7 protein-coding genes are annotated in these 21,265 nt (G+C 70.0%); all 7 read right to left on the reverse strand.

Translation table 11 applies throughout. From position 1 onward, the window contains the following. Positions 1 to 9: 9 nt before the first annotated feature. The 7 genes from BM199_RS19155 to BM199_RS19185 all read right to left on the reverse strand — a co-directional run bounded on the left by BM199_RS19155 (position 10) and on the right by BM199_RS19185 (position 21,240). A complete protein-coding gene (locus BM199_RS19155; protein ID WP_091674630.1) occupies positions 10 to 957 on the reverse strand; it encodes a TauD/TfdA family dioxygenase in 948 nt (315 codons plus the stop codon). Next, positions 954 to 2,261 carry an ATP-grasp domain-containing protein gene (locus BM199_RS19160; protein WP_091674631.1) on the reverse strand — a complete coding sequence of 436 codons (1,308 nt, stop codon included), beginning with the start codon at positions 2,259 to 2,261 and terminating at the stop codon, positions 954 to 956. Before BM199_RS19160 ends, BM199_RS19155 begins: the two co-directional genes overlap by 4 nt. After that, positions 2,258 to 3,565 (reverse strand): ATP-grasp domain-containing protein, encoded by a 1,308-nt coding sequence (locus BM199_RS19165; RefSeq protein ID WP_091674632.1) that lies wholly within the window; start codon positions 3,563 to 3,565, stop codon positions 2,258 to 2,260. Before BM199_RS19165 ends, BM199_RS19160 begins: the two co-directional genes overlap by 4 nt. Continuing rightward, positions 3,562 to 9,084, reverse strand: a complete 5,523-nt coding sequence (locus tag BM199_RS19170; protein WP_091674633.1) for a non-ribosomal peptide synthetase/MFS transporter — start codon at positions 9,082 to 9,084, stop codon at positions 3,562 to 3,564. Before BM199_RS19170 ends, BM199_RS19165 begins: the two co-directional genes overlap by 4 nt. Continuing rightward, positions 9,081 to 12,230 carry a non-ribosomal peptide synthetase gene (locus tag BM199_RS19175; RefSeq protein WP_091674706.1) on the reverse strand — a complete coding sequence of 1,050 codons (3,150 nt, stop codon included), beginning with the start codon at positions 12,228 to 12,230 and terminating at the stop codon, positions 9,081 to 9,083. The genes BM199_RS19170 and BM199_RS19175 overlap by 4 nt, the downstream gene beginning before the upstream one ends. Before the next feature lie 9 nt (positions 12,231 to 12,239). Beyond that, entirely contained in the window at positions 12,240 to 17,624 is a 5,385-nt protein-coding gene (locus tag BM199_RS19180; protein WP_425425550.1) for a type I polyketide synthase, read from the reverse strand. Between the two features lie 82 nt (positions 17,625 to 17,706). After that, the gene (locus BM199_RS19185; RefSeq protein WP_091674635.1) at positions 17,707 to 21,240 is read right to left on the reverse strand and encodes a non-ribosomal peptide synthetase; all 3,534 of its coding nucleotides are present in this window, start codon (positions 21,238 to 21,240) and stop codon (positions 17,707 to 17,709) included. Positions 21,241 to 21,265: the final 25 nt, after the last annotated feature.

A 21,265-nucleotide genomic window follows, 5' to 3' on the forward strand; every position in this document is an offset into this window, starting at 1 on the left:
GCGTCGGGCTCAGGTCATCGCGACCAGGATGCGGCGTTTGCCGGTGAACGGCTGACGACCGTGGGCCATGAGCATGTTGTTGATAACCATGATGTCACCCTGCTCCCAGGGAAAGGCATAACTGACGGCATCGTAGGTGTCCTTGACGTCCGCCAGATCGGCCTCCGGGATCGGGCTGCCGTCTGCGAAGTAGGCGTTGCGGGGCAGGTCCTCCTCCGGATAGAGCTCCAGCAGCGCCTCGCTGACCTCCGCGCCCAGGCTGGACACGTGAAACAGGTTGACCTGGTTGAACCACACCGTCTCCCCGGTATGCGGATCGTCCACAAAGGAAGGACGGAGGTGGCGTGTGCGCAGGCCCTCATCGGTCCATTCCAAGGTCTGGCCGTTACGGGCGCAGTAGTCCTCGACGACCGCAGGATCCTCGGTCTGGAAGGCCTCCTGCCAGGTCAGGCCGAGCCCCTCCCGAAATGCCCTGGTGTACGTGACTCCCGCGGCGAACCGCGCACGCAGCTCCGCGGGCAGTAGGCGGAACATCACTCTGCTGTCGGCGATCGGCGTGGCTCCGCCGGTCTCGGCCGCGGTGTCGCAGAGGAAGAACAATCTTTCCGGCCAGGTTGCCGAGTACGAGTTCTCGTTGTGCATCGGGATCGACTCCGCGGGCGGATACTCCGTCGAGGTGTAGATGTTGCCCGCCACCGCGGACCGCGGCGTCGAGCGTTCGGTGTAGGTCAGCAGCTCTCCCCCGACCTCCTCGATGACCTGGTTGAACAGGTCCAGATCGACCGGCAGCCCGCGCAGCAGGATCGCACCGTGCGTGCGCAGGCGCGCCTGTAGCCCGGCCAGGTTGGCCCGAACCCAGTCGAGGCCGGTGGCCTCGTAGACCGCGATCCTGGTGTGGCTGTTCCCCTCGATCCGGCACAGCGGCTCGGCGGGGTTGTTCACGATGTCGGCGGTCATGGGAGTTCCTCCAGTTCGAACCTGATCAGTCTCGATGCGTCCGCGTACAGCGCGGCGAGTTCCTCGTGGTCGCCGAACCCGGCGACGAACACGTTCACCGCGTAGACCTCCTGCTCGTCGCTGAGCCACTGTCCCGGCGTGACGGTGGTGACCACGCTGATGACCTCGGGCAGCTCCTCGAGCTCGTCGAGCCCGTGGACACGCACGAGCCTGCCGGTGCCGGACGGGTAGAGGATCAACTCGCCGAGCGGGACGGGGATGGTCGCGCCGTCCCGCTGCGGCGGCGGGGTTCCCAGTGCGAGCGACACCATCTCGGCGAACATGTCCACGCCCGTGCGCAGCCGCAGCAGTTCAGCGGTGGCACCGCCCACCGGTCGGCCCCCGTTCACCTCGACGATCGTCGGACCGGTCAGCTCGTCGTCGATCACCTCGACGTGGGCGCACGTGTTGTCCAGCCCGAGCGCACGGACAGCGTCGACCGCGGCGGAGGTGATGAGCTTCGCGCGTTCGTCGGTCAGTTCCAAGGGCGGGCAGCACATACCGAGCTCGAACTTGCGTTCGTCGATCAACGGTTTGCCCACGAGCTCCACCGGTTCCGCCGTGCCGTCACGTACGAGCACGTCGATGGCATACTCCTGCCCGCGTAGCAGACCTTCCACCAGGAACACGGTGGTCGGGTCGATCGATCTCGTGCCAGGGCGCCCTTCGACCGGGCGGTGGTAACGGGCATCGGGGGAAGCCGGTAGCCGCTCGGCCAGCAACCGGTACGCCTCGACCAGTTCCCCGACCGTGTGCACGGTCCGCACCAGATTGCTCGCGGCGCCGTTCACCGGCTTGACGATCGCGGGCAGGCCCACCTCCGCCGCGACCGCACCGGCCTGGGCCGCATCCCCGATCGCCGCGAACCGTGGTCCCGGGAGTCCGGCACCGGCCAGCATCTCGCGCACCGCGAACTTGTTGTGTGCCAGCACGAAGACATCGGCGGGGCAGCGTGCGGTCCCCAGCAGTTCACCGACCCGGGCGGTGGCGGCGATGACTCCCTCGGCCGCGGTCAGGACGCCGGCAGGTGCCACACCGCCGGTGTGGTCGAGGATGGTCTTGGCCACGGCATCGGCGTCGCGCACGTCCTGGACCACCCAGACGTCCTCCGCCAGACCGGCCAGTTCGACTCGTTCTTCAGCTGTCACGGGTGGAGAGATCAGCACGACGCCCAGCCCGGCCGAGCGCAGCGCATCGGTTACCTGCCGAATCCAGTGCCCGTGGGTTTCCCTGACGACGCACGCGGTGCGTTCCCACCCGGTCATATCCCGTCCCGCATCTCGAATCGGATCAGTTTCGCCGCCTCCGCATGGAGCGCGGCCAGGTCGTCGTGGTCGGTGAACCCGGCGACGACCAGGTTCACCCCGTAGGTCTCCTGCTCGTCGCTGAGCACCTCGCCGGGAGAGACAGTGGTGATCACGTTGATGACCTCCGGCAGCGCGGCCACCTCGTCAAGACCATGGATCGCGGCGAGCCGCCCACCGCACGGTGGGTAGAGGATCAGCATTCCGAGCGGGATGGGAAGTTTCGCGTTCTCGCGCGGCGGCGCCGGGATCCCCAGCGCCAACGTGACGCTCTCGGCGATCACGTCTATTCCGGTCCGGAGCTTGGCCAGCAGCGGCATGATCGAACCGGCGGGCCTGCCCGCGTTCACCTCCACGATGGTCGGCCCGGACACCTCGTCATCGATCACCTCGACGTGCGCGCACGTGTTGTCCAGCCCGAGCGCTCGGACCGCCGCACTCGCCGCCGCGACGACCAGGCCGGCCCGTTCCTCCGAGAGCCCGGCAGGCGGGCACGACAGCGCGAGTTCGAACTTGTGCTCGTCGATCAGCGGTTTGTCCAGGATCTCGACCGGCTCCACCTCCCCGTCCCGGATCAACACGTCCACCGCGTACTCCGGCCCACGCAACAGGGCTTCGACCAGGAACACCTTCGCGGGGTCGATCGCGGGCGCACCGGGGCGGCCGAGCACCGGCCGGTGGTAGCGGTCGTCGAGGGACTCCGGCAGCCGCTCGGCCAGCAACCGGTACGCCTCGACCAGTTCCCCGACCGTGTGCACGGTCCGCACCAGATTGCTCCCGGCGCCGTTCACCGGCTTGACGATCGCGGGCAGGCCCACCTCCGCCGCGACCACACCAGCCTCGGCAGGATCCGCGATCAGCGCGAACCCCGGGCAGGGCACGCCCGCCTCGGCAAGTACCTGCCGCACGGCGAACTTGTTGCCCGCCAGCACGAAGGCGTCCGCGGGGCAGTGCGCGACGCCCAGCAGTTCGGCAACGCGCGCGGTGCAGGCGATAGCTCCGTCCGATCCGGTCAGCACCCCGGCAGGCGTGGCGCCGCCGGTGATCCCGCGAATCATCGTGCACAGCGCGGCCGCGTCATGGACGTCCTCGACCGCCACCACGTCGTCCACGACCTCGGCCATCGCGGCCCACTCGGCCGCGTCCATCGGCGGGGCGAGGAGCACCGCGCGCAGGCCGGCCGCGTGCACGGCTGCCGCGGCCTCGCCGACCCAGTGTCCGCGCGACTCGCGGATCAGCAATGCGGTCTTCGACCAGTCGGTCATACCCTCACCCGCCCCGCCGACACGTTTTCTTTCTGCGGCTGGGTTCCCGCCGTCGTAGCCGCGAGTTTGCGCTCGCGCTCCTGCGCGCCGACCAGGTCGTCGGGCAGCGAGTCCGGCACCTCGGTGTCGAACCGGCGCAGCAGGCGCAGGCAGAACCCGCCGAGGTTGACCGAAACCAGGAGCAGGGCGAACACGACGAACGCGAACCCGATGCCACGCCCGGTACCGGTGCCGATCAGCTCGCCGACGGATCCCGCCAGCGTGCCCCCCGGCTGGAGCAGCGGTTCGAACCAGTGCACGGCGAGCGGGGCCAGCACCGCGAACCCGATGGGCAGTGTGGACCAGGTGATCGTCTGGTTGAACGCGAACACCCGGCCGTGGAACCGCTGCGGAACCTTGACCTGCACCAGGGTGGCGTAGATGCCCTGGGACACCGACATCGCCATGGCCAGCAGGAACACCCCGATGGCCGCAACGGTCACCGAAGGATGCAGACCCATGATGAAACAGCCGGTCGCGATACCCACGTTGCCGAGCAGTACGCCGATCATCCTCCGGTGTCGTGGACCACCCCACAGCGCCATTCCCACACCGCCTGCGACCGCACCGATCGCCTCCGCCAGCGCGACACGAGCCACGTCGGTCACCGAACCGAACGACAGCACCAGCGGGGTCACCAGGACCAGCGCGGGCGCCAGGAACACGTTGGCCAGCGCGAAGTACATCAGCATGGTGCGGAAGCCCCGGTGATTCCAGGAGTACCGCAGTCCGTTGGTGATCGCGGTCAGCAGTGGCTCACGCGGTCGCCAGCCCAGCAGGTCGGGGAAACGCACCAGCAGCAGGCCGACGATGGCGAAGACGTAGCTGGCCATGTCCAGGATCAGGATGCCCTTCAGCTCGATGGCTGCCAGCAGCCCTGCCGCGATCACCGGCATCAGCAACATGGCGAAGCCGTTGCTGAGCTGAGCGAGTCCCATCGCGTGCCCGAGGTACTGCTTTGGCACGAGCTGCGCGATCGACGACTGGTAGGCGATGCGTTGGAACGAACCGGCCACCGACCCGAGCGGGATCAGCAGGTAGATGTACCACAGGTGGAGATAACCGCTGGTCAGCAAGACAGCCAGCACGAGCTGGATGCTGCCTGCCACCGCACTGGCCGCGATCATGATCCGCCTGCGGTCGCCGCGATCGACCAGCGCGCCCGCCAGCGGCAGGATGAGTACCCCGCAGAGCAGCGCCAGCGCCCACAACAGACCGAGGTCGGTCACCGAACCGGTCTTGGTGTAGAGCCAGATCGGTACCGCGAACGAGGTCAGCGCCGACCCGGTCGAGGACACCAGCTGTCCGATGGTGATGGTGACGAACCGGCCCATACTCGGACGCACGGTCGGCTTGTCGTCCACTGTGGTCCGATGGGTGTCGTGCAGTGCCCACGCCGCGTCCGCGCCACGGGAGGCGATGTGCAGTTCGCCGGACTCGCCGGTCGCACCCTCCCGCACTGCCGGGTGGACCGCGGTGACGATCTCGGCCAGCTCGTCCGCCCGGTACCGCAGGAAGAAGTGGCCCGCCTGGTCGAGGACCACCAGCGCCGTGGTGTCGGTGAGGAACTCCCACTCCCGGTAACGTTCGGCGTAGTAGTCCGTGACGGGGTCCTCCGACCCGACGACCGACACGATCGGCGCGCGCAGCTTGTCCACCCGGCGATCGAGCAGCTGGCTGAAGTACTCCTCGGCCGCTCGGCCGTCGGCGCGCATGTTGCTGATGATCCGGTCGGCCTGCTCCGGGTCCAGGTCGTCGGTGTCCACCCCCATCCCCTTGAGCCAGTTCGAGTAGAACTGGTTGCTGCGCAGCCTCTCGAGCCGGGTGCGTAGCGTGCCGACCATGCCCTTGAGGCGGGCGAACGGGAAGATCGCTCCGATGTAGACGACCTCGAGTTCCCGGCCCTGTTCCTCGAGCCTGCGCGCCACACCGACCGCGAGGGCGTTGCCCACCCCGCAGTGGCCGTAGATCGCCAGTGGCCCCTCGATCCGTTCGAGGATCTCCCCCGCCAGCCGCTCGACCAGTTCGTCGAACGGCACTGCCTCCTCGGAGAGGCCGACGTCATGGCCCGGTATGGCGACGGAGTACAGCGAGTTCCCTTTTGGCAGCGCGTCGGCCAGTGGCTGGTACACGATCGCGCTGCCACCTCCGTACGGGAAGCAGACGTAGGTGCGGGTCCGCTCGTCGGGCGGGACCGGCCTGGTCAGCTCGTAGAGCAGCCGCCGGGGTCCGTCGTCGGCGTCGCCACCCATGAAGGTCGCGAGTTCGCGGATCGTGCGGTTCTGGAACAGGTCCATCACCCCGACCTGCCGCGAGCCCGCCGGACACTCCTTGCCGATTCTCGCCACCACCTGGGTCGCCAGCATCGAGTGGCCACCGAGGTCGAAGAAGTCGTCGTCGACCCCCAACTCGTCGACCTTGAGCACATCCGCCCAGATGGCCGCGAGCATGGTCTCGGCCGGAGTCGCCGGGGCCACCAGCTCCTGGTTCGAGTCCCGCCCGGACACGGGAGCGGGCAGCGCCTTGCGGTCGAGCTTTCCGTTGGGCGTCAGCGGAAGTTCGTCCAGGACGACGAACGAGGGCGGCACCATGTAGTCGGGCAGGGTCTGCTTGAGCGCCGTCCGCAGTGCAGCGGGGTCCGCCTCGCCCGCCAGGTAGCCGACCAACCGCTTGTCGCCCGGTGTGTCCTCCCGCACGATCACCGTCGCGTCCCGCACCCCCGGCTGCTCGCGCAGCGCGGACTCGATCTCACCGAGCTCGATCCGCAGTCCACGCAGTTTGACCTGATGATCGAGCCGGCCGAGGAAGTCGATCGTGCCGTCCGGCCGCCAGCGTGCGAGATCCCCGGTCCGATACATCTTCGCGCCGCCCCCGCCGAACGGGTCCGGCACGAACTTCGCCGCCGTCAGCTCGGGCCGCTGGTGGTACCCCTTGGCCAGGCCCACTCCCGCGATGTGCAGTTCACCCGCGACGCCGACGGGACACGGACTGCCGTGTGGATCGAGGACGTAGACGCGGATGTTCTGGATCGGCGAGCCGATCGGCACCGCTGTGGCCTCGGCCAGCGCCTGCGCGGTGCAGTGCCATGCGGTGACGTCGATCGCGGCCTCGGTCGGCCCGTACAGGTTGTGCAGCTCGCAGTGCGGCAGCCGTGCGGTGAACTCTCGCGCCGCGGCGAGGGGCAACTCCTCACCGCTGCACACGACCCGCCGCAGCGAGGTGCAGTGCTCGAGGCCCGGTTCGCCCAGGAACAGCGTGAGCATCGACGGCACGAAGTGTGCGGTGGTGACGGCTTCGGTCACCAGAAGTTCGCGCAGATAGGCCGCGTCCTTGTGCCCGCCGGGCTCGGCCAGCACGAGCCGGGCGCCGGTGATCAACGGCCAGAAGAACTCCCACACGGAGACGTCGAAGCTGGCCGGTGTCTTCTGCAGCACCGCATCGGTTTCGTCCAGCCGGTAAGCGCGCTGCATCCAGTCGAGTCGGTTCACGATGCCCCGGTGACCGTTCGGCACTCCCTTCGGCCGTCCGGTGGAACCCGAGGTGTAGATGACGTAGGCGGTGTCGTCCGGGCCTGCCGGGCGACCAGGCTCTGAGTCCGGCTGCTCCGCCAGGGCCGCGACCTCGGCCGCGTCATCGAGAACGAGCAGGGTCGCGTCGCCCTGCGGCAGCACCCCGCGCAGTTCGGCCTGTGTCAGCACCACAGGCGCCGCCGCGTCGGCCACCATGAACGCCAGCCGGTCGGCCGGATACTCCGGGTCGAGCGGGACGTAGGCGCCACCAGCCTTCAGCACCCCGAGCAACGCGACGACCAGGTCGACCGACCGCTGCGCACACACCCCGACCAGCACGCCCGGCTCCACGCCGAGGCCACGCAGCCGGTTCCCGAGGCGGTTGGCTCGCCGGTCGACTTCCCGATAGGACAGCGACTCGCCCCGGAACGTGACCGCGACCGCGTCCGGGGTCCGTTCCACCTGCTCCCGTACCAGCGCGGACAGCGTGGTCTGCGGGAACTCGGTCGCGGTTTCGTTCCACCGCCGCAGTACCAGTGCCCGCTCGTCGGCATCGAGTATGTCGAGTTGGGACACGCGGCGTCCTGGCGCCGCGACGATCGAGCGCAGCAGGGTGGTCAGCTGCCCGGCCATTCTGGCCACCGTCGCCTCGTCGAACAACGCGGTGTTGTAGACGAACTTGGCGATCATCCCGGAGGAGACCTCGATCGCGTGGAACTCGAAGTCGAACCGGGTGGCGGGCAGATCCATCGGCAGCCAGCGGAAGTCCACATCGGAGGTTCCGACCGCCGGCATCCGGCCCATCTCGTAGTTCTGCAGGACGAACATCGCCTGGAACACCGGCGACCTACTGACGTCGCGCGGCACGCCCAGTGCGTGCACCAGTCGCTCGAACGGGACGTCCGCGTGCTCGAAGGCGTCCAGCACATGCCGGCGGGTCCGGCTGAGCAGTTCGACGAAGGTCGAGTCGCCGCCCAGCTGGGCTCGTAACGGCAGCATGTTGATGAACATGCCGACCACGCCTTCCAACTCGGGCAATCCCCGTCCGGCCGATGACGAGCCGACGGCGAAGTCGTCCTGCCCGGAGTAGCGCGAGAGCAGGAGCTGGTAGGCGGTGAGCAGGGTCATGAACAGGGTGGCGCCGTGCTGCCTGCTCAGCTCGCCGAGCGCCGTGGTGAGTTCCCTTTCGACGAAGAACTCGTGCAGCGCTCCGTCGAAGCTCTGGGTCGCCGGACGCGGGCGGTCGGTGGGCAGCTCCAGCGGCCGCACGCCGTCGAGCTGTCCCCGCCAGTGTTCGAGCTGACGGTCCAGTACGTCGCCGGCCAGCGTCCGGCGCTGCCAGTGCGCGAAGTCGCCGTAGCCGATCGGCAGGCCCGGCAACTCCGCGACACCGCCGGCGCACGAGGCGTGGTAGTTCACGGCCAGGTCTCGCAACAACAGGTCGACCGACCAGCCGTCACCGACGATGTGGTGGGTGCACACGGCCAGCAGATGCTCGTCCTCGCTGAGCCGGACAAGGGTCGCGCGCAGCAGCGGACCGGTGGCCAGGTCGAACGTCTCGGCCGCCGTCGCGTCGATGATCGCTCTGGCCGCCTGCTCGTCCTCGGCCGCCACCACCGTCAGCGGCACGGACACGCGCGGTTCGATGTGGACCGCGGGTTGTCCGTCCACGCCGGCGGGGAAGCGCATTCGCAGCGCCTCGTGCCGCGCCGGGAGCGCGTCCAGCGCCGACCTGATCGCCCCGGTGTCAAGCCTGCCGGTCAGCCGGATGGGCACCGGGATGTTGTAGGACGTGGTCCCCGGAGCGAACTGCTCCATGAACCACACTCGCTCCTGCTGATAGGACAACGGCACCGGATCGCCGTCCGGCCTCCTGGTGATGGTGGCCGCGGGTTCGGCTCTTCTGCGCAGCCGCCGCTCCAGCAGCGCCCGCCGGGCCGCCGCGCTGGTGGTGTCGTCGACCGTGGTCACGTGCGCTCCACTTCCGCACCGGACTCCTCGGCCAGCAACCGCTGAACCTCGTCGTCGCTGAGCTGGTCGAGGTCCTCGGTCAGCCTGCGCTCGATCTCCGCGGCGAGTCCGGCCACCGTGGTGAACGAGAACAGCCCGCGAACCGGGAGGTCGACCTCGATCTGTTTCCGGATGCGCGCCATCGCCCTGATCGCGAGCAGTGAGTTGCCGCCGAGGGCGAAGAAGTCGTCGTGGACACCGATCTTCTCCACGTCGAGCAGCTCGGCGAACATCTCGGCCACCAGTTCCTCGGCCGCGGTCCGCGGTGCGAGATACCGAGCGTCGCCGCCGAGGTGCGGCGCGGGCAGTGCCGCCCGGTCGAGTTTGCCGCTGGGCGCGACCGGCAGTGTGTCCAGGATGACGAACGTCGAGGGCACGAGATACTCCGGCAGCACCTGCCGCAGCGCGTCGCGGACGCCGTCGGAGGCACCGACCAGATACCCCACAAGTGCGTCCCCGCGGACGGCGACGGCGGCCGAGCGCACGCCGGGCAGCTCCCGCATCGCCGCCTCGATCTCCCTTGGCTCGATCCGGTAACCGCGCAGCTTCACCTGATCGTCGGACCGGCCGAGATAGTCCAGTGTGCCGTCGCGCCGCCAGCGGACGAGATCACCGGTCGCGTACATCCTGGCCGGCTCGTCGCCGTCCACAGCTACGCCGAACCGGCAGTCCGGGAATCGTTCCGCGGTGAGGTCCGGCCTGCCGAGATATCCCCGCGCCACCTGCGGCCCGGCGACGTACAGCTGTCCGGTCACCCCCGGCGGCACCGGCCGCAGCCGATCGTCGAGCACATACGCACGCGTGTTGGCGATCGGCCTGCCGATGCTCACCGGCCCTGCGGGCAACTCCGTTCCGGGCTCGAACCTCGCCGCGACACAGCCGACGGTCGCCTCCGTGGGGCCGTACTCGTTGGTGACCACCGTGTCCGGATGGCGTCGCCGAAGGGCGTGCACCGCCTCACCGGTCAGCGCCTCACCACCCAGCACCAGGTCGCCGGAGGGGAACAACTCCCCGGTCAGCACGGCGAGATGGGTCGGCGTGGCCTTGACGAACGACGGCCTTCCCGCCGCCGCGTCCACAATGGCCCCGCCGGAGGTCAGTGTGCCGAACAAGGTCGTGACCGTCAGATCGAAGGACGCGGACGTGTGCAGCAGCGCACGACCGGCGAGGCTCGGATACGCCTGCCCTGCCCACGTCAGGTATGCGACGACCGAGTGGTGCTCGACCTGGACGCCCTTGGGCTTGCCGGTCGATCCGGACGTGTAGATCACATAGGCGACGTCGTGCGGCCCCGCCGCCGACTCCGGGTCGGCGGCGGGCTGGTCCGCCCACTCCCCCGGCTCGTCGAGCGCGAGCAGCCGCACTTCTCCCGTGACCTGATCGGCCACACCGGCCAAGTCGGCCAAGTCGGCCATTGTGGACTGTGCGGTGGATCCGGCGGTGAGCACCACGGGAACGGCCGCGTCGGACACGATCAACGCCTGCCGCCCCGCGGGGTGCTCCGGATCCAGCGGCACGTACGCGGCTCCGCTCTTGAGCACGCCCAGCAGACCGAGCACCAGCTCCGCGGAGTTCGGCGCACACACCCCGACCACGGTTTCCGGCCCTGCTCCCATGGCCCGCAGGCGGTGCGCGATCCGGTTGGCACCGGAGTTCAGTTCGGCGTAGCTGAGCCGCTGACCGCAGAGGTCGACCGCCGTCGCGTCCGGGGTCCGCCGCGTCTGTGCCTCGACCAGCCCGTGCACGGTGTCACCGGCCGGATACGGTGCGGTGGTCGCGTTCCATTCCTCGATCACCTGCGCACGTTCGGTATCGGACAGCAGCGGAAGTTCGGCCACCGGCAGTGCTGGGTCGGCCATCGCGGCCAGCAGCAGCCGGAAGTACCGGTCCACCATGGCTTCGGCGGTCGCCCGGTCGAAGAGGTCAGTGCGGTAGAGCAGGCGCCCGTTCCGAGCGGTGAGGTCGATGGCCACGTCATCCTTCGCGGTGGCGTAGCGGACCGGTTCGATTCCCGAGTCCGGGATGAAGTTGAACCCGATCTGGTACAGCGGCTGAACGCCGGGATCGCGATCCCGCACGACGGCCTGCGCGACCACCTGGAACGGCACCTGACCGTTCTCGATGGCGTCGAGCATCGCGGTCCGCACGCGGCCCACCAGTTCGGCGAACGTCGGGTCGCCCGAGCAGTCGACGCGGATGGCGAGCTGGTTGACGAACATGCCGATCAGCGGTGCCAGCTCGGGCAGGTCCCGCCCGGCCACCGGAACACCGATCACCAGATCGTCCGAACCGGACAGCCGGTACAGCAGCGCCGCATACCCGGCGAGCAGCACCATGAACGGGGTCGCGGACGACTCCCCGCCGACCTCGCCCGCCTTGCCGAGCAGGCCGTCCGGCAGCTCGAAGTCGACCTGGTCACCCGAGAAACCGAGGTCCACGGGGCGAGGCCGGTCGCTGGGCAGCGTGTGCACCGGTGGCGCCCCGGCGAGGTGCTTGCGCCAGTACTCCAGCTGACCGGCCAGCCCGGCACCCTCGACCTGCCCGCGCTGCCATGCCGAGTAGTCGGGATACTGGATCGCCAGTTCCGGCAACTCCGGCTCACGCCCCTCCATCGCGGCGTTGCACGCCTCGTCCAGCTCACGGGCGAGGATCAGCACCGAGGCCGCGTCGAACACCGTGTGGTGCACCACGAACGTCAGTACCCAGTCGGCATCGGCCAGGTGACACAGGTGCGCCCGCCAGGGCGGTGGCGCGTCCAGCCGAATCGGCCGCCGGGCGGCGGCGACGGCGAGTTCGACCGCCCGCTGCTCCCGCTCCGCCTCCGGCAGGCCACGCAGGTCGTGCACCTCCGGCTCGACCGGGACCTCGGCGTGCACCACCTGCGCGAGGCTGCCGCCGTCCATCCGGAACGCCGTGCGCAGTGCTTCGTGGCGGGCGACCACGCACCCCAGCACCGTTCGCCACTGCTGCTCGGTCAACGGGAGGTCCTGCCTGACCTGACAGGGCAGGTTGTACACAGGGGACCCGAGATCGAGCTGATTGGACAACCAGATCCGCTCCTGCCCGAACGATGCCGGGAATATCCATTCCTTCGTGCTGTCGGTCATGGTCTCCAACTACCGCTCTACCTTGGGGATGGTGGTCCGGACGGCCTGATCGGCGGGCGTGGCGGCGGCCGCGGTCTTGGCGCCGCCCGCCTTCAGCTCCTCGATCCGCTCCGCCAGCGCGGCCACCGTGGGGGCTTCGAACAGGGTTTTCATGGCGAGCCGGGCGCCAGTCGTCTTGCGCACCTGGGCGATCAGCTGGATGGCCACCAGCGAGTTGCCGCCGAGCGCGAAGAAGTCCTCGTGCAGCCCGACGCGCTCGACACCGAGCACCTCGGCCCACTGGCGGGCGATCTCCACTTCCAGCTCGCTGCGCGGCGCGACGAACTCGTCCTCCGGCCCGGATTCGGCGGGCTGTTCCGGCACCGCCTGCGCCGTCCCGTCGGCGGCCTCCAGTCGCGTGGTGGTGACCAGGCCCGCGAACAGATCGCGCACGGGCCTGGTGTTGATCACCACCTGCGGGCCGAGGTCCGCCGACAGCGCACGGAGGAACGCCTCGGCGCCGTCCACCGGCCGGATTCCCGTTCCGGGGGCGGTCCCGTCACCCGTGGACACAGCGTTGACAGTGGACACTCGGGACACCGCCGACACACCTGGGAGCCCGCCGGTCACCGCGCCCTCTTCGACCTGGCGCAGGACGAAGTCCTCGATCTCGACCAGCACCTGCCCGGTGTCGTCGCACAGCGTCACGTCGGCGGAGACGACCTGGTCGCCGCTCGATTCCCGGTAGCGCAGGTAGCTGTGGAAGGTGCCGGGCAGCGGGGCGTGCATGGTCAGCCTGCCGTAGCTCATCGGCAGGTAGGTGCCGCTGCCCCTGCCCCGGCCGAATGCGGTGGCGACGTCCAGCAGTGCGGGGTGCATCCCCCATGCGCCTTCGTCCCCGCGCGCCGCGTCCGGCGCGCTGATCGAGGCCAGCTCCTCCCCCGCGCCCAGCAGGTGCGTGCGCAGCGCTGCCCAGCGCGGCCCGAAGGCGACCATGCTGGTCCGGCCCATCCCGAACGCGTGCTCGTCGTCGAGCACACGGGCGCGCGCGGTGACGGCCGCGATGTCCACCGGGGACGGTCGCTGGGGTGTGGCCCAGCCCGCGGTACCACGCACGTGCACCGCGGACACGCCCGCCGATCTGCCGCTCACCTCGAATTCGGCGCCGTCGAACTCGACCCGGTACTCCGCCGCCTGGCCGTCGGGTACGGCGAACGGCTCAAGGAACACCACGTCCCGCAGCTCCACGACGTGTCCTTCGCCCGGTGCGGGCAGGATCGCCGCGGCCGCCGCCCGCACGGTCTCCAGATGAGCGGTGCCGGGAACAACCGGTACCCCACCGATCCGGTGCTCGTCGAGGACCCAGTGGGTCGCGGCGGACACCACGCCGTGGCAGCCGGTGTCCGTGCGACTGGTCAGGATCGGGTGGTCGACAGGCCCGCCGGCGCGCCCGCCCGACGTGCGGATCGCGGTCGGCGCGCTCACCTCGGCCGCCATGCCGACCTCGTCCCAGCCACCCCAGTTGTGTGCGACGACGCTGGCCAGCCAGCCGTGGTCGCCGCGTGCGTAGGCGTCCAGGAAGTTGTTCGCCGCGCAGTAGTCGACCTGCCCGAAGTCGCCGGACACGGCGGTGACCGAGGAACACAGTGCGAGGAAGTCCATCGGCAGATCGGCGAACGCGTCGGCGAGGGCCAGTGTGCCTGCCACCTTCGGGGCGAGGACGGCCTCGGCCGCCGCCCTGTCCCTGATCTCGGCGACACCGCCGCCGGGAAGACCCGCCGCGTGCACGATGCCGTCCAGTCCGCCGAATTCCGCTTCGGCCAGCTCGCGCACCGAACGCAGCTGCGCGGGATCGCAGACGTCGGCCGCGATCACGTGCACCACGGCGCCCGCCGCCTCCATCCGCCGGACCGCCAGCATCGCGCGACCTGCTCGGTCTGCCCCCGCGTTCACGGCGAGGTGGGAGTCCCACTCCTCTCGTGGCGGCAGGCCGCTCCGCGTGAGCAGAATGAGTCTGGCACGAACCCGTCTCGCGAAGTCCTCGGCCAAAGTTATGCCGATTCCGCCGGTGCCCCCGGTGATCAGGTATCGCCCCTCCGGCCGGAGCGCGGGCGTGACCGTCTCGTCCGGGGGAAGCTCGAGCTGGGCGTAGTCGAGGACCCAGCGGCGACCGCCGCGCAGCGCGACCTCCGTCGCCGTGTCCGCGGGCCGGAACAGCTCCGCGACCAACCCGGCGAGACCTTGGCCCGCGTCGGCGCCGTGGACAGCGGGGTCGATGTCGATGCGCCGGACCACCATGTCGGGGATCTCCAACGGCACCACCCTGGTGATGCCTGCCAGCGTGGCGTGTTCCGGACGCGTCAGGTCCGCGCCCGTGACGTCCGTTGTTCCGGTGCACACGACGTCGATCCGCGCTGGCTCACCCAGCGCCTGGACAAGACTGAGCAGGCTGAAGAACCCGCGGTCCTGTGCGGCCATCGCGGACTCGTCCGCCGCGGTCAGGGACAGCGCGTGCACGATCCGCTCCGGGCGGCTCGCACCGAGGGCGGAGATCAACTCGTCGTAGTCGCCGCGCACGCCGGGCCGGATGGTGAAGCCCGTGTCCGTCGCGGCGAAGCGCTCGCCGGGGCGTACCTGCACCACCCGCACCCCCGCCTCGCGCAGCAGGGCGGGCAGCACGTCCTCGTCGACGAACGCGAGGCACGAGGCGAACGGCTCGCGGCGCAGTTCCGGTTCGGCCTGTCGCCAGGTGGGGACCGCGAACCAGGCGTCCAACGGTAGCGGCCCCGCAGGCCCGCGCGGTTGGACGGGCACCGCGGTCGAGTCGGCGTCCGGGTCGATCCAGTACCGCCTGCGCGCGTACGGGTATCCCGGCAGCGGCACATGGTATCCACCCGCATGCAGGGATTCCTGGTCCAACGTCACCCCGGAGGTCCACAGCAGACCGGCGGTGCCGTAGATCGTCTCCACGTCGCCCGTGCGCTCGGTGCGGCCTGGCAGGCTGGGTTGCGGAACCGGCATTCCCTTGGGCACCTGGCCACGGGCGAGCCCGACCAGCTGATGGCCGGGACCGCATTCGACCAACGCCCACCGCTTGCCGTCCTCGAACAGGGTGCGCACGCAGTCGCCGAAGCGCACCGCCCCGCGCAGATGGGCGGCCCAGTAGCCGGGATCGACGGCCTGTTCGGCCGTGATCCAGGTACCGGTGAGGTCGGACAGGAAACGGACGGTGGGCGCCTGCCGCGGCACGGCCGCTACGGCCTCGGTGAACTCGGCCAGGATCGGGTCCATCATCGGCGAGTGGAACGCGTGCGAGGTGACAAGTTCCCGGCTGTTCACCCCGGTGCGCTTCAGTGTCGCGGCGAAGCCCGCCACAACGTCGGCGGGACCGGCGACGACACAGGTGCCGGGGCCGTTCACCCCGGCGATCGACAATCCCTCGGGCAGCCGTTCAGTGACCGCGGCCTCGTCGAGCTGGACGGCGAGCATCGCGCCAGGGGGCATCGACTGCATCAGCTGCCCGCGCCGCACCACCAGCCGCAGCGCGTCGGCGAGGGTGAAGACCCCGGCCACCGTCGCGGCCACGTACTCGCCGATCGAGTGCCCGATCATGGCGGCGGGCCGGACGCCCCAGCTGCGCCACAGCGCCGCCAGCGCGTACTCGATCACGAACAGCGCGGGCTGGGTGTGCCGCGTCTCCCTCAGTGACTTCTCGTTGTCCGTTTCGAAGATCAGCTCACGGAATCCGGGCAGGTCGTCGGCGAGCAGATCGACGCAGTCGTCGACGGCCGCGGCGAACACCGGCTCACAGCGGTAGAGCTCGGCGCCCATCCCGGCGTACTGCGCACCCTGTCCGGAGAACAGGAACGCCACGTCCGTGCTCGCCTCCGGCGCGACGGCGGAAAGGCAGCGACGCGGATCGCGCAGTCCGTCCACCGCGTCCTCGAGGTCGCGGGCGACGACAACGGCTCGATGCGGGTACTCGGTACGCCCGACGCCCAGCGTGTGGGTCACATCGGCGAGGTCGAGGTCGACGTCCCCGGCCAGCCGGTCGGCGAGCCGATCGATCGAGGTGGACAACGTGGCCGCGGAGCTGGCCGAGACCTGCAACAGGTATGCGGGCCGTGGCTGCCGTCGCCGCCCGGCCGCGGGCGCTTCCTCCAGCACCACGTGCGCGTTGGTGCCACCGACACCGAACGAACTCACACCTGCCCTGCGGGGGGTGTCACCCGGCTCCCACTTGGTGACCGTCCTGGCGGGATAGAACGGGCTGCTCGGGAAGTCGATGCCGGGATTCGGGCGGTCGTAGTTGATGGTCGGAGGGATGAGACCGTGCTCCATGGCGAGGACCGTCTTGATCAGCGACACCACACCGGCAGCCTGCGACAGGTGCCCGATGTTGGACTTGACCGAGCCGATCGCGCACCACTCCGTGTCCGTGACCCCGTCACCGTATACAGTGGACAGCGAGGTGATCTCGATCGGGTCGCCGAGAGCGGTTCCGGTGCCATGTGCCTCGACATAGGTGATCGTGCGTGGATCCACTCCGGCCATACCGACCGCCTGGGCGATGGCATCGGTCTGCCCGGCCACGCTCGGCGCCGAGAAGCCGACCTTGCCCGCCCCGTCGTTGTTGATCGCGTTGCCGCGCACCACCGCACGGATGTGGTCGCCGTCGGCGATCGCCGAGGACAGGCGCTTGACCAGGACGACCCCCGCGCCACTGCCCCACACCGTGCCGTTGGCGTCCGCGTCGAACGCCCGCACGTGCCCGTCGGGTGAGGTGAAGCCGTCCACCCCCATGTATCCGACGCCGTGCGGGATCTCCAGGTTCACTCCACCCGCGAGGGCCATGTCGCACTCGCCGTTGCGCAGCGCCTCACAGGCCAGGTGCACCGCGACGAGGGAAGTGGAACACGCGGTGTACACCGCGAGGCTGGGCCCGCGCAGGTTCAGCTTGTAGGAGACCGAGGTGGTCAGGTAGCTGGGTTGGTTGCCGGTGGCCATGCCGATGCCGCCGTGCTGGGAGTCCATGATCCGCTGGTTGCGGAACAGGTTCTCCACCAGATACGCGGTCCGGCCCGCCCCGCCGTACACGCCGATCGAGCCCGGGTACCGCGCCGGGTCGTACCCCGCGTCGGTCAGCGCGGCGTGGCAGGATTCCAGGAACACCCGGTGTTGCGGATCGGTGATTTCCGCTTCCCTGCTGGTCATCCCGAACAACTCGGCGTCGAACTGGTCGAACTCGTCCACGACCGTGGTGGCGTTCACCCAGCTCGGATCGTCGAGGTCGGCCTCCTTGGCGCCCCTGGCCAGTAGTTCCTCCCGGCTCGCTGGGGCGATCGACTCGACACCGTCGACCAGGTTGCGCCAGAACTGCTGCAGGTCCACGGCGCCGGGCACGCGGGCGGCCATGCCCACGATCGCGATCGGCTCGACGCCGGGATCGCCGGATTCGGTTTCGAACTCGATGCCGGGTTGCGACTGAGTCACTTCGTCACTCCTGTTCCGCGGTGCCGGTTGTGCCGGCGGTGCGTCGTGGCCTTCTGGCCTGGGATCGTCCGCGCCGTGCGGCGACACGTTCGGCCGCGCGGGCGAGTTCGGGACTGCGCGTCGCGCCGTGCAGGTGGACGGCGAGCGCGCGGATGTTGGGATGGGTGAACAGTTCGACCATCGGGATCGGCCTGCCGAGTCGGGCGGTGACCTTCGCGTGCACCTCGGCGAGCGCGAGCGAGTGGCCGCCGACGTCGAAGAAGTTGTCGGTGACCCGGACGGACTCCAGCCCGAGCACCTCACGCCAGACGGCGGCGATCATCGACTCCGTCGCGGCCAGCGCGGACGGGTCGGATGTGCCTGCGTCCACGATCCCGGCCGGCACTGGCCCTTGCCGCCCCGGTATCAGCGCGGCCGGTCCCGACGAGCGGAGCGCGGGGCGGGGCAATTCACTCGCGGCGATCGGAACGTGGGGTGCGGCGGTCAGTTCCGCCACCAGCTTCAGGAAGTCCTCGGCCAGCGCGGCCATCCGGGACCGGTCGAACAGGTCCGGGTTGTAGAGCAGTTCGACGCCGTGCTCGAGCACGTACACGGTGAGGTCGAACGGTGATCCCGGCTTGTCCACCGGCAGCCATTCGGCGCGCACATCTCGCAGCAGCAGGCTCGGCTCGCTGAAGTTGAGCACGTTCAACATCACCTGCACCAGCGGGGCGCGAGAGGTGTCCCGCCCGACGCCGAGCGCGGTCACCAGACGTTCGATGGATGCCGCCGGATGGGCGGTCGCCGCCCGGAGTTCGGCATCGCAGCGACGGACGTGCGTGCTGAAACTCGCTGCGTCGCCGGAGCACAGGCGCACCGGCACGATGTCCACGAAGAACCCGGCCACGTCCTGGAACGCGGCCAGCTGCCGGTCCGCGACCACCGTGGCGACCAGCTGCTCGGTTGTCCCGGTCAGCCGGTGCAGCAGCTGGCCGAATCCGGCGAGCAGCACCCCGGCTGTTGTGCTGCCCGTGGTCGCCGCGAGCTCACGGATCGCCTGCCCTGACCCGTCCGGGAACGGGTGGTACAGAGTGGCGCCGCGATAGGTCTGCACGGCGGGGCGGGCGCGGTCCCTGGGCAGATCAAGTGTGGTGGGAACGTCGCGAAGATGCTCCGTCCACCAGGCGACGTCGAGCCCGGCGCGTCGCTCGTCCCGGTCCGCACGCCAGACCGCATAGTCCGCATAGGACGCCACGGTGGGCTCCAGCGTGGCGCCGCTGTACGCTGCGGCGAGATCCGCGCAGAGCAGTGCCTGTGACCAGCCGTCGAACACCGCATGGTGCAGGGTGAGTCCGAGCACGTGCTCGGTGTCGCCGAGCCGGTACAGCCGCGCTCGCCACGGCGGTCCCTCGTCGAGCCGCAGCGGTGTCGCCGCGTCGGTGGCCAGCCGGGCGCGCACCTGCTCACCCGCGATCGGCAGCACCGGCAACGGAACGTCCTCGACCGGTCGGCACTCGGCCTGCGGGACGCCGTCCACCGAGCGGATCCGCCACCGCAGCACGTCGTGGCGGTCGGTCACCGCGCGCAGTGCCGCACGCAACGCGGCCTGGTCCAGCTGGCCGGACAGCCGGAAGGCCATCGCGATGTTGTACGGCGCGGCATCCGGAGCGAGCTGGTCGAGGAACCACAGCCGTCGCTGGGGCGGTGAGAGAGCCGGTGGGTTCCCCGTGGCCAGCTCCGGTCCGGCAAGAGGAGGAGCGTCCGCGACGCGCTGTGCGAGGGCGCGCAGGGTCCGACCGGCCAGCACGTCCTCCACGCCGACGTCCGCCGTCAGTTCGGCGCGCAGGGCCGCCACCAGCCGCATGGCCGAGATGGAATCGCCCCCGGAGAGCAGGAAGTCGTTGCCCGCCATGGGCCCGAGCACCCGCCCCCAGATGCGCGTCACGGCATGTCGCACCGGGTTTGCCGAGGCGTCCGGCTCGGGGTGCGGGTCGTCGCCGGATTGTGAGGCGAGTGCGTGCTCCGACATGGAACGCAACGCGGGCCGGTCCACCTTTCCGGTAACCGGGTTGAGCGGCAGGGTGTTCAGCCGCACGACGGCGGCCGGCCGCATCGCGGGCGTCAGCCTGTCCTCGGTGTGGGCTCGGATATCCACATCAGACGGTGCGGTGGCGGGAGTGACGAACGCGACCAGCCGGGTCCCGTCGTGGTCGTTCACCGCCTCGACCGCCGCCGCGGTGACACCTGGGTGCTCGGACAGTGCGGCTTCCACCTCACCGAGTTCGATCCGCTGTCCACGGACCTTGACCTGCCGGTCGGCGCGGCCAACGAATTCGATCCTGCCGTCGAACCCGACGCGAACCAGGTCGCCGGTGCGGTAGAGACGCTGGTTCGCCCGGTCGGCGAACGGGTCCTCGACGAATCGGGACGCGGTCAGTTCCGGCCTGCCGAGATAGCCGCCCGCCACGCCCGGGCCGCCGATGAGCAGTTCGCCGGTCTCACCCCGGCCGACGAGGCGGAGTCGATCGTCGACGACATATGCCCGGTGGTTCGGAGTGGGGGTACCGATCGGCACCGGATCGGCCGGGATCCCGCTCACCTCGTGGGTCAGCACGACCACGGTGGTCTCGGTCGGTCCGTAGACGTTGAGGAACCGTCGTCCCGGCAGCCACTTCGCGGCCAGTTCGGCGGGCACCTTCTCACCGCCGCAGGCGATGATCTGCCAGTCCGGCACGTCAGCCGGGTCGAGCAGGGCCAGCACGGTCGGGGTGATGAAGCCGCTGTTGACCTGGTGCTCGACGAGGAAGCGGCGCAGCCGCTCCGGGTCCGCCCGGTCGGCCGTGCCGAGCAGTTGCACCGAACCTCCGTGCGCCAGCGGCGCGAAAACATCCATCGTGAACGCGTCGAAAGCCGGCGAGGCGATCCCGAGGGTCCTGGTCCCGGGCCCGATCCCGAGCAGGTCCGCCCAGCCGGTGACGAACGCGACAATGTTCCGGTGGCTGGTGAGCACGCCCTTCGGTGTTCCTGTCGACCCCGAGGTGTACAGCACGTGTGCGGTGTTCGCGGGCACAGCCGGGCATACCGGAACCCCTGCCCGGTCCTCCGATGCCGCTGCGCGGAGAGGTGGTGTCTCGAGGTCCGCTATTCCCGGCGCCGCACCGAACTCGGCCACCGCGGCGTCGCCGACCACCAGGGTGACTCCGGCGTCGGCAGCGATCGCGGCGAGCCTGCTTGCGGGGCCGCCCGGCTCCAGCGGCACGTAGCAACCCCCGGAGAGCAGCACACCGAGCACTGTGGACACCAGAGCTGGAGACCGTTCGGCGCACACACCGACCCTGGTTTCCTGCCGCACGCCCCGCTCACGGAGAACGTCGGCCACGCTCCTCGCGTGGGCAACCAGCTCGCGGTAGCTGAGCTGGACATCCCACTGCCGCACTGCCACGGCATCCGGAGTCCTCGCGGCCTGGGCCAGGATCAGCTCCGCGATACTGGTGTCCGGAAAGGACAGTTCTTGTCCCGCCAGCCATTGTGTGGCCGCGACGGGCATGGTGTTCGTCATCCAGGCTCCCCATGATCGGATGGAT

It is taken from the genome of Amycolatopsis marina (assembly GCF_900111885.1).
Taxonomy (GTDB): domain Bacteria; phylum Actinomycetota; class Actinomycetes; order Mycobacteriales; family Pseudonocardiaceae; genus Amycolatopsis; species Amycolatopsis marina.

What these genes read in the sequence shown, in the direction of transcription:
- BM199_RS19155 (WP_091674630.1), bottom strand. Translation starts at nt 957, where the DNA reads ATGACCGCCGACATCGTGAACAACCCCGCCGAGCCGCTGTGCCGGATC.
- BM199_RS19160 (WP_091674631.1), bottom strand. Translation starts at nt 2,261, where the DNA reads ATGACCGGGTGGGAACGCACCGCGTGCGTCGTCAGGGAAACCCACGGG.
- BM199_RS19165 (WP_091674632.1), bottom strand. Translation starts at nt 3,565, where the DNA reads ATGACCGACTGGTCGAAGACCGCATTGCTGATCCGCGAGTCGCGCGGA.
- BM199_RS19175 (WP_091674706.1), bottom strand. Translation starts at nt 12,230, where the DNA reads ATGACCGACAGCACGAAGGAATGGATATTCCCGGCATCGTTCGGGCAG.
- BM199_RS19180 (WP_425425550.1), bottom strand. Translation starts at nt 17,624, where the DNA reads ATGGCCGCCCGCGTGCCCGGCGCCGTGGACCTGCAGCAGTTCTGGCGC.
- BM199_RS19185 (WP_091674635.1), bottom strand. Translation starts at nt 21,240, where the DNA reads ATGACGAACACCATGCCCGTCGCGGCCACACAATGGCTGGCGGGACAA.